This window comes from Sphaerisporangium flaviroseum (assembly GCF_039537005.1).
In the GTDB taxonomy this organism is placed as follows: domain Bacteria; phylum Actinomycetota; class Actinomycetes; order Streptosporangiales; family Streptosporangiaceae; genus Sphaerisporangium; species Sphaerisporangium flaviroseum.
This window is the reverse complement of record NZ_BAAAZR010000027.1, coordinates 153657-163379: the sequence shown is the minus strand read 5'-3', so window position 1 is coordinate 163379 and position 9723 is coordinate 153657. Positions and strand designations below refer to the sequence as shown.

Annotated in this window: 10 protein-coding genes; 9 read left to right on the top strand and 1 reads right to left on the bottom strand. The window is 69.6% G+C overall.

The features are described from left to right. Nucleotides 1–262 precede the first annotated feature (262 nt). From ABD810_RS28080 to ABD810_RS28040, 9 genes are all read left to right on the top strand, one after another. On the top strand, nucleotides 263–712 hold the full coding sequence (locus tag ABD810_RS28080; protein ID WP_344946888.1) for an STAS domain-containing protein: 450 nt from the start codon (nucleotides 263–265) through the stop codon (nucleotides 710–712). Between the two features lie 665 nt (nucleotides 713–1377). Beyond that, nucleotides 1378–1689 (top strand): UBP-type zinc finger domain-containing protein, encoded by a 312-nt coding sequence (locus ABD810_RS28075; RefSeq protein WP_344946886.1) that lies wholly within the window; start codon nucleotides 1378–1380, stop codon nucleotides 1687–1689. 254 nt (nucleotides 1690–1943) lie between these two features. Then, on the top strand, nucleotides 1944–2918 hold the full coding sequence (locus ABD810_RS28070) for a LysR family transcriptional regulator (protein WP_344946883.1): 975 nt from the start codon (nucleotides 1944–1946) through the stop codon (nucleotides 2916–2918). A gap of 367 nt (nucleotides 2919–3285) precedes the next feature. Next, nucleotides 3286–4521, top strand: a complete 1236-nt coding sequence (locus ABD810_RS28065) for an ice-binding family protein (protein ID WP_344946880.1) — start codon at nucleotides 3286–3288, stop codon at nucleotides 4519–4521. 682 nt (nucleotides 4522–5203) lie between these two features. Beyond that, nucleotides 5204–5488 (top strand): hypothetical protein, encoded by a 285-nt coding sequence (locus tag ABD810_RS28060; RefSeq protein WP_344946877.1) that lies wholly within the window; start codon nucleotides 5204–5206, stop codon nucleotides 5486–5488. 312 nt (nucleotides 5489–5800) lie between these two features. Beyond that, the gene (locus tag ABD810_RS28055; RefSeq protein ID WP_344946875.1) at nucleotides 5801–6373 is read left to right on the top strand and encodes a hypothetical protein; all 573 of its coding nucleotides are present in this window, start codon (nucleotides 5801–5803) and stop codon (nucleotides 6371–6373) included. 102 nt (nucleotides 6374–6475) lie between these two features. Next, nucleotides 6476–6694 (top strand): hypothetical protein, encoded by a 219-nt coding sequence (locus ABD810_RS28050; RefSeq protein ID WP_344946872.1) that lies wholly within the window; start codon nucleotides 6476–6478, stop codon nucleotides 6692–6694. A gap of 51 nt (nucleotides 6695–6745) precedes the next feature. Further along, nucleotides 6746–7063 (top strand): hypothetical protein, encoded by a 318-nt coding sequence (locus ABD810_RS28045; RefSeq protein ID WP_344946869.1) that lies wholly within the window; start codon nucleotides 6746–6748, stop codon nucleotides 7061–7063. 1355 nt (nucleotides 7064–8418) lie between these two features. Then, complete coding sequence (locus tag ABD810_RS28040) at nucleotides 8419–8958, top strand: hypothetical protein (RefSeq protein WP_344946866.1); 540 nt, start codon at nucleotides 8419–8421, stop codon at nucleotides 8956–8958. An 85-nt stretch (nucleotides 8959–9043) separates the two neighbouring features. On the opposite strand, the gene ABD810_RS28035 is transcribed toward ABD810_RS28040, so the two are convergent. Further along, nucleotides 9044–9487, bottom strand: a complete 444-nt coding sequence (locus tag ABD810_RS28035; protein ID WP_344946864.1) for an OsmC family protein — start codon at nucleotides 9485–9487, stop codon at nucleotides 9044–9046. Nucleotides 9488–9723 lie beyond the last annotated feature (236 nt).

Below are 9723 nucleotides of genomic sequence, written 5' to 3'. Positions count from 1 at the left end.
CCGCCTGGCTGAAGCCCTATCCGGCCGCGGCGTCAGACCCCTGGCCTGACCATCCACCGAGATCGGCCTGGCCACACACCTGGATTTCTGGTGACCATACCCGGGAATTCCGATGGCCATCAGCCTGGAGAAATCTGGCCGCCCATCAGGAGATCGGCGTGTCCGTTGACAGGGCCATCGCAACGATCAGGTTGACACGGTTGTTCTCATGCCTGCCTGGACCTCGCGGCGCCCCTCTCCGGCACGCCTGGAAGGAATCGGCATGAACGCCGACATCACCCCCAGCGCCCCGCACGATCAGGTTGTCGACCCGTTCACGATTTTCTGTCGGCAGCTGAGCATCGCCAAGATGGTCGATCCGCTCGGTCTACGGATCGAGGGAGAACTCGACGCCCGCACGCTGCCCTTTCTGACCTGGGCGCTGGGTACGGTGACGGGCGACGGTGACGTCTCCCTCGATCTGGCGGCTGTGAGGTTCATCGACGTCGGCTGCCTTCGCGCCTTGGTCACCACCGCCGCCAGGCTGCAAGAGGGCCACGTGCTGACGCTGTGGTCGGCATCGCCGCAGTTGCGCCGTCTGCTGGAGCTCACCGGCTGGCACGAGACGCCCCAACTGCGGCTGCGGAACGTACCGCTGCCCGCGCTGGAGATCGCTCCGCTGCGTCGGCTCGTACAGATGCTCGGCTTGCGCCTGCCGCCATCGCTCGCCTGAGCACCCCGCCCACCGGCAGGTGGCTATCGTGCTTGGGCCGGCGAGCTGATTTCGCGATCAAGACGGCGCAGAACTCGCAGGAAGGACGGCCAGGCGCGGATCGATCTCGATGTCGCCACGATGACCGACCCGGGCAAGGCGACAGGTCAGCCTGTCGAAGGAAGGGCTGTGATCAGCTGACGCGATGAGCTTTGCTTGGAACGCCCGTATCCGTCTCCGGGTGGGAGACGTTGACTGACGGTATCCAGTTACCCGTCTTCGGGTGGGATGCGCCGGCGATACCGGGGCGGAGGCGATCGTGTCCGCCGAGACCGTGATGTGGGTGGCCCTGAGTACGACCGCGATGGCGTACGTGGTCGGCGTTTCGCACACCGGGCGTACCGCGAGATCATCTGCGCTCATCGCCGGCCCCACCCGCCCGCGTCGCTTGCCTGAAGGATCATTTCCGCGGCGGCGCTTTCTGTTCACCGGTACGCAGCCGGACTCGTGCTGCCCGGCACCCCCGTCTCCCATTCCCTCGGCCGTCCGCGCCCTCGGGCAACCGGCGATCTCGGGTGGTGATGGGGCTTACTGCGATTGCACGTTTCCCCCGGCAGGCCGATCGGGTCTACTGAGGGCGGCAGCCGGCACACCTTGTGCCCCGCTGCCGCCCGAGGAGGGTCGCCATGACCCTGAGCATCGATGGCACGGAGCTGAGCGCGCGCGGCAGCCTGAACGGTCAGGCGCCACGGTGCGAGCATGTTGATATATCTCCGGGAGCTGAGCGCGGATTACCGCAATGCGGAGGATGCCTGGTTCTCGGCCTGTCCTGGACCCGCTTGCTGGTGTGCCTGACGTGCGGTTGGGTGGCCTGCTCCGACGATTCGCCAGGCACTCACGCCCGCGAGCACTACCGGGAGACCGATCATCCGGTGGTCGCGGCGCTTGCGCCGGAGACGGCCTGGCGCTGGTGTTACGTCCACGAACGGACCGTGTGAGCAACCTTTTCCCGGCTCCAGCCCCGGCGGCAGCGTGCCCCTGGGGTGATTTCGTCTCTGGCAGGCCACCTGGTGAGGTCGGGCCGGTGCTGGTCCTGTGGCTGATCGCCGTCGCCGCCTCGCAGGAATCCGAAGATCGCCTGCCAGACACGCCAGCCCAGTAAGCAGCGCTGAGGCCGTCGAAGCCGTGCGAGGGTCTAAAGTGCAGGAAGACGTCCATATCGGCGCCGCCCGGTTGAGGGAGGGGTGGCGGCATGGAACTGCGCCAGCTGCGTTATTTCGTGACGCTGGCCGAGGAACTGCATTTCGGCCGGGCAGCGACCCGTGAGCACATCGTGCAGTCCGCGCTGAGCCAGCAGGTGCAGCGGCTGGAGCGTGAATTAGGGGTGCGGCTGCTGGATCGCAGCACCCACCACGTCGACCTGACCCCGGCGGGCGCTGCCTTCCTGATCGAGGCGCGCCAGATCCTGGACCATGTGAGCAGAGCCAAGCAGGTCGCGCGCAACGCCGTCGCCGCAACACCGACGCTTCGGGTCGGCATCATCGACGCCGGCTACGATTCCATGCCTCAGATCCTGCGCGAGCTCCAGCGCACCCGTCCGGACATCACCATTCATCAGGTCGAGGCGGGTACCCCCGAGCAGTACCGGCAACTGGCCGACGGGCGCCTGGACATCGGCATCGGGCATGCCTCCCAGGCTCCGCAGGAGGTGACCTCGGAGCTGATCAGGCTCGATCCGCTCGGTGTGCTGGTGCCCGACGACCACCGCTTCGCCGGCCTGGCGGGCGTCCCCGTCGCCGCCCTGGCCGACGAGCTGCTGCTGCTCGGCGAGGAAGCGCAGACACCGGAACTCAACCAGCTCGTCCTCGAGCTGTGCCGCTCGGCCGGTTTCGCACCCACCATCTACGAGGGGACCGTGGAGAGCACCCGGGCCGCCGCCGACCTGGTGCTCCAGCACCGCTGCCTGCACTGCATCCCCTCCTCCTCCCACACCTCCAACCGGCCGGGCACGATCTGGCGGCCCCTGACCGAACCCGTCACCTACTATCCCTGGTCGCTGCTGTGGCGCGACGCCAGCCCCTCTCCCTCCATAGCCGCCTTAATCGACAGCGCCAGACAGCTCGCCCAGCGGCTGGGCTGGCTGCATTCCGGCGCCCTGTCCACCGAGCCGACACCCGGCGAAGGTACTCCGACAGCCACCGGCCGCCGCAGCGATGAGCCCGCATGATGCGCCTGGCTCAACGCTGGTCGCGCCATAACCTTTCACCCTGCTGATCGGTTTGCAGTGAATCCTTTCCGGATCGCCTGTTTCCTCCCCTGTACGCGTGGGTGTTGATTTGAGGCGAACGAGTTCGGCCGTCGGCGCCGGCAATCCCTGTTCGGCCGCGTACAAGGTGCTCCGCCGGGGGCTCATCGAACCCTGCAGCAACCAGCGGACGGCAGCATATTCTTATTTGTCTGGAAATGACGCTACGCCTTTATTGCCCGCATGTCGGACGACGAGCACCAGGACGCCGATTAATAAGGTTGGGGGATATGGCGCGTCATCGATAATGCGCCGGGGATGAACCATGCCGAATGGGAAGGGCAGTTCGATGACATACGCCGGTCGCCCTCGCTTCATATCCGGGAACCTGGTTCGCTCCCTGCTCACAGGCACCCTCGCGGCCCTGGTCGCGACGGGAGGTGTCGTCGCGACCCCCCGTCCCGCGAACGCGCTCGCGCCGGCGCCTGTGCTCCTCCGGACGGCCGGGAACTTCGCTGTACTGGGCGGGACCACCGTCACCAACACCGGGGCCAGCGTCGTCACCGGAGATATGGGGGTGAGCCCGGGCGGCACGGTGACCGGCTTTCCTCCTGGCATCGTGGTCGGCACCGTCCACGTCGCCGACGACACCGCCACACAGGCGCAGGCCGACCTGACCGCCGCCTACAACGACGCCGTCTCCCGGACCCCCGACGGCACCATCCCCACCCAACTCGGCGGGACCACTGTCACCCCTGGTGTCTACAACTCGTCCGCGGGCACTTTCCAGATCACCGGAGCCGTCACCCTGGACGCCCGGGGTGACCCCAACGCGGTCTTCATCTTCCAGGCTGCGTCCACCCTGACCACAGCGGCCGCCAGCGAGGTGATCCTGGTCGGAGGAGCTCAGGCGTGCAACGTCTTCTGGCAGGTCGGCAGCTCGGCCACCCTCGGAGCCAACACCGACTTCGCCGGTAACATCCTCGCCCTGACCTCGATCACGCTGGGCAACGCCGTAACCGTTGACGGCCGCACGCTGGCGCGCAACGGTGCCGTCACGCTGGACGCCGACAGCGTCACGCTGTCCGCCTGCGCGGGTCCCCCTGACAGGTCCACCACCACCACGGTGAACTCGACGTGCGCAATAGACCAGGGAAGTCCGATCACCTTCGTGGCGACGGTGAAATCTCCGAGCGGGACGGTTCCCACCGGTCCGGTCGAATTTTTCAGCGACGGAGTAAGCCTGGGCACGGCCGAGCTGGACGCCACCGGTCACGCTGAACTGACCGCCGGGAACCTCTCCGAAGGGACGCACGAAATCGTCGTCGTCTTCCCCGGGACGGCTGAGCTGGACGGCAGCACGTCACCGGTGTTCGTCCAGCGCGTCGACTCCCAGGGTTTCTGTTACCTGGGGGACTGCTCGACCCAAACCTGTGGCGGCGCCACCCCGGTCAATGTGCCGTCGACGGGGCGGGCGGACGGCTCGCGCCCCCGCGCCGGCGGGAGCGGCACAGGGGGCGCGAGGTCGTCCCCCTCGTCTTCCGGGAGCTGCCTGAAGATCCCCAGGTCGGGGGTCGCGGGTTGAAGGCACTATGTAGCTGAATGTGAATTCTCCAGCCGCTCTGCATCGCGGGCTTTCCCTTAACCAGTTCTCAATTTACCGCCTATTAGCCGAGTCGGCGTATTTCAAAGCACTTATCGGGTATCTCGTGGCCACCGCCCATGCGTCACATCACCTCCGCGACCCTGAATGACACGGATTGACATGACTTCTCGCAATAAAAATAAAAGGCACGTCGTAAACCGACGGTCCGGCAGGTATGTCCGGGTGTGGAGCGTATCCGTACTCCTCGTCGGTGCTTTGCTGATGACATCATGTCAAACGCAGGAAAATGCCGTCGAAAACGAGTTCGACCGCATCCGCCTGATTTCGCAGGTCAGAGAGGGTAAGCCGCGTCCTGATTGCCGATCTGCCGGTGCCTCCCGAGGGTCGCACGCTCATGTGAAGGGTGCGTGCCGGAAGAGGTGCGAGTGCAAGAGGAAGCACTGCTCATGCCTACGTGGCCCGCGCGGGGCGAAAGGCAAGGGATGGCGGAAAGGGAAACGGGGTCATTCCACCCCACATCGCTCGCACACCACCCGGCACAAGGGCCCAGCCGGACACTGGAGCAAACCGGGAGGCCGTGGCCCGGCCGGAAGCCGTGGCCCAACCGGACACACCGGTCCAGCCGGACACACGGGCGCGACAGGCCCGGAAGGACCCGCAGGTGCAGAAGGACCCGCAGGTGCGGAAGGACCGGCCGGCCCCATCGGCGAACCCGGCCAACCAGGTCCCGCGGGCGCGGACGGCTCCCCGGGCCCGGCAGGGCCGGTCGGCGCGGTGGGCCCGGCAGGTCCCCAAGGGGTCAGCGGCCCTGCGGGCCCGGCAGGTCCGCAAGGTGTTGAAGGTCCGGCCGGCCCGCAGGGTGTTGAAGGTCCGGCAGGTCCGCAGGGTGTTGAAGGTCCGGCAGGTCCGCAGGGTGTTGAAGGTCCGGCCGGCCCGCAGGGTGTAGAGGGTCCGGCTGGTCCTGTAGGAGCCACGGGCCCCGGCGGGTCCGGTTGGAGAGGCGGGTCCGGCAGGCCCTGTGGGGGCGACGGGCTCGGTAGGTCCGCAAGGCGTCGCGGGTCCGCAGGGGGTAGCGGGTCCGGCTGGTCCGGTTGGAGAGGCGGGTCCGGCAGGCCCTGTGGGGGCGACGGGCTCGGTAGGTCCGCAAGGCGTCGCGGGTCCGCAGGGGTAGCGGGTCCGGCTGGTCCGCAAGGCGTCGAGGGTCCGGCGGGTGTGACCGGCCCGCAGGGCGTGACGGGTCCGGCCGGCCCGCAGGGTGTTGGAGGCCCGGCTGGTCCGCAGGGTGTGGCGGGTCCCGCCGGCCCGCAAGGCGTTGGAGGTCCGGCGGGTCCTGCAGGGGCGACCGGTCCTGCGGGTGCGGAAGGCCCGGCCGGCCCCCAAGGTGTGGCGGGTCCGGCTGGTCCCCAGGGTGTGGCGGGTCCGCAAGGTGTGGCGGGTCCCGCGGGTGTCACTGGCCCGCAGGGTGTGGCGGGTCCGGCTGGTCCGCAGGGTGTGGCCGGTCCCGTCGGTCCGCAGGGTGTTGGAGGTCCGGCTGGTCCCCAGGGTGTGGCGGGTCCGCAAGGTGTGGCGGGTCCGGCGGGTGTCACTGGCCCGCAGGGTGTGGCGGGTCCGGCTGGTCCGCAGGGTGTGGCCGGTCCCGTCGGTCCGCAGGGTGTTGGAGGTCCGGCCGGTCCGCAGGGTGTGGCGGGTCCGGTCGGCCCGCAAGGTGTTGGAGGTCCGGCGGGTCCTGCAGGGGCGACCGGTGCTGCGGGTGCGGAAGGCCCGGCCGGCCCGCAGGGTCCGGTTGGAGAGGCGGGTCCGGCAGGCCCTGTGGGGGCGACGGGCTCGGTAGGTCCGCAAGGCGTCGCGGGTCCGCAGGGGGTAGCGGGTCCGGCTGGTCCGCAAGGCGTCGCGGGTCCGCAGGGCGTTACGGGTCCGGCTGGCCCGCAGGGTGTTGGAGGCCCGACTGGTCCCCAGGGTGTGGCGGGTCCGCAAGGTGTGGCGGGTCCGGCGGGTGTCACTGGCCCGCAGGGTGTGGGGGGTCCGCCTGGTCCGCAGGGTGTGGCGGGTCCGGTCGGCCCGCAGGGTGTTGGAGGCCCGGCTGGTCCCCAGGGTGTGGGGGGTCCGCAAGGTGTCGAGGGTCCGGCGGGTGTCACTGGCCCGCAGGGCGTGATGGGTCCGGCCGGCCCGCAGGGTGTGGCGGGTCCGGTCGGCCCGCAAGGTGTTGGAGGCCCGGCTGGTCCTGCAGGGGCGACCGGTCCGGCGGGTGCGGAAGGCCCGGCTGGTCCCCAAGGTATGGCGGGTCCCGCTGGTCCCCAAGGCGTGGGGGGTCCGCAGGGTGTGGCGGGTCCCGCTGGTCCGCGGGGTGTTGAGGGTCCGGCGGGCCCGGTGGGTGCTACCGGGCCGCAGGGTGTTGCGGGTCCTCCTGGTCCCCGAGGCGTGGGGGGTCCGGGCGTGGCGGGTCCGGTGGGTGCTACGGGCCCGCAAGGCGTGGCGGGTCCTGCTGGTCCGCAGGGTGTTGAAGGTCCGGCGGGGCCGGTAGGAGCCACCGGTCCGGCGGGTGCCGAAGGCCCGGCTGGTCCCCAAGGTGTGGCGGGGCCTGCTGGTCCGCGGGGTGTTGAGGGTCCGGCGGGTCCGGTCGGGGCGATGGGCCCGGTTGGTCCGGAAGGCCCAACAGGCGCGCAGGGCGTGGCCGGCCCAGCGGGTGCCACTGGCCCGCAGGGTATTGCGGGTCCTGCTGGTCCGCAGGGGGTGGCGGGTCCAATAGGTCCCGCAGGTCCGCAAGGCGTGGCAGGTCCGGCGGGCGCGGAAGGTCCAGTAGGGCAGCAAGGTGTGGCGGGTCCAGCGGGCGCTACGGGCCCGCAAGGCGTGGCGGGTCCGATGGGGGCTACCGGGCCACAGGGTGTCGCGGGTCCGGTCGGGGCGATGGGCCCGGTTGGGCCGGAAGGCCCGCAGGGTGTGCCGGGTCCGGAGGGTGCCCAAGGTCCTGCGGGTCCGCAGGGTGTGGCGGGTCCGGCGGGGGCGACTGGGCCGCAGGGTGTTGAGGGTCCGGCGGGTCCGGTAGGGGCGATGGGCCCGGTTGGGCCGGAAGGCCCGCAGGGTGTGCCGGGTCCGGAGGGTGCCCCAGGTGCTGTGGGTCCTCAAGGTGTGGCGGGTCCGGTAGGTCCGCAAGGTGTGGGGGGTCCGGGGGGTGCGACCGGGCCGCAGGGTGTTGAGGGTCCGGTAGGGGCGATGGGCCCGGTTGGGCCGGAAGGCCCGGAGGGTGTGCCGGGTCCGGAGGGTGCCCCAGGTGCTGTGGGTCCTCAAGGTGTGGCGGGTCCGGTAGGTCCGCAAGGTGTGGCGGGTCCGGGGGGTGCGACCGGGCCGCAGGGTGTTGAGGGTCCGGCGGGTCCGGTAGGGGCGATGGGCCCGGTTGGTCCGGAAGGCGCGCCGGGTGTGCCGGGTCCGGAGGGTGCCCAAGGTCCTGCGGGTCCTCAAGGTGTGGCGGGTCCGGCGGGTGTGGAAGGCCCGGTAGGTCCGCAAGGCGTGGCGGGTCCGGCGGGTGCGACTGGGCCGCAGGGTGTTGAGGGTCCGGTGGGTCCGACAGGAGCTACGGGTCCTATCGGTCCCCAAGGGGTTGCGGGGCCGGTGGGAGCTACGGGTCCTGTCGGTCCCCAAGGGGTTGCGGGGCCGGTGGGAGCTACGGGTCCTGCCGGTCCCCAAGGGGTTGCGGGGCCGGTGGGAGCTACGGGTCCTGCCGGTCCCCAAGGAGTTGCGGGGCCGGTAGGGCCCGCGGGGACTGTCATATGTTGTTCCGACAGGTGGGGTGTCATCGGCCGCAACTCCGACGGTGGGCCGAGTGCCGTCTACCGCACCGGCCCGTACGGCCGGAGTTCGCCCACCGACTCCGCGGCCAGCGTGCCGCCGCCCTATGGTCTCGGCAGCCTGGGACTCATCGTCGGCGACAGCCCGGACAAGATCGCCTTCGGCAATGAGACGAATTTCGCGGAGTTGCCAGTCAGCGATCTGATCACGCTCAAGTACTGGGCGTATGCGGGAACCACCTCGGCGACGGTCTCTGTGCCGGGGCTGAGCATAGAGGTGGACCCCAATGTGGGCACGACCGACTACGCGAACTTGATCTATCTGCCGGACAGCTCCACGACCCCGTCGGCCCCCGGCTCTCAACTGCCCAACACCTGGCAGCAGTACGACGCCAGCGCGGCGGGCAGCCAGTGGTACGCCACGGGTGCGACGGGCATCTTGATCAACTGCACGTTGGCGTCGCCGTGCACCTTCGACCAGCTCAAGGCCCGGCTGCCGGACGCGGTGATCACGCTGAGCCTGGGGTTCACCATGGACACGCCCTTCATCGGCGCGGTCGACGGACTGCAGGTGAACAACACGCTCTACGACTTCGAGCCCCTGGGAGTGCACAAGACGGCAGTGGTGCCGTAGAGCAGAAGAGTGCACAATACGGCGGTGCGCCGTAGAGCAGGGGAGTGCTCAAGACGGCTGTGGGTGCCGTAGAGCAGGAGGGCCGTCACGGGTGCTGCGGGGCGCTGACGGTGGCGGCGGCATCCGCGATGCGGATCTCGTAGGTCGTCTCCGGAGGCAGCCTCAGCGAGTTCTGGACGGCGCTGTGCTGGATGACGTTGCAGAAGGACTCCCGGAGTCCTTCCGGGATGCCTGGAGCCTGGACGACCAACTCGATGCGGCTGACGTGCGCCGGGCGAAGGCCCATCTCGTAGTCGGCGGTCACCATCACCCCGGCGGGCAGCTGGCAGCGGTGGAGATAGCGTTCGGCGTAGTGGGCCACGCAGGCTGCGAGGCTCCCGACCAACAGCTCTACAGGGGTAGGACCGGTGTCGCCCCCGCCGAAGTCCATGGGTTGGTCGACGCGGATCGTGTGGTCGCGGATCTTGATGGAGAAGCGATCTCCGCCGTGCCAGAGCACGCTGAGCGTGCCGTTTCGGTTGTGTTCCACGGGTGGCTCCATGAACGCGTGCGATTTCGGATCCCTCTGCCCACCACCTCCTCCAACGGTACGCCGAGCGACGCGCTCCCGCCCCGATCGGGTTCCACCGCGGCGACGTTCGGGCCGGACAGGGGAGGGTTCTGGGAAGGGAGAACCCTCCTCATCGGGCCGAATGTGGCCGCCTGCTCGGAGATCTCCGGAGGGCGCTGCCGACGAGCTTCCGAAGATGACGGTCGGACGGCCGG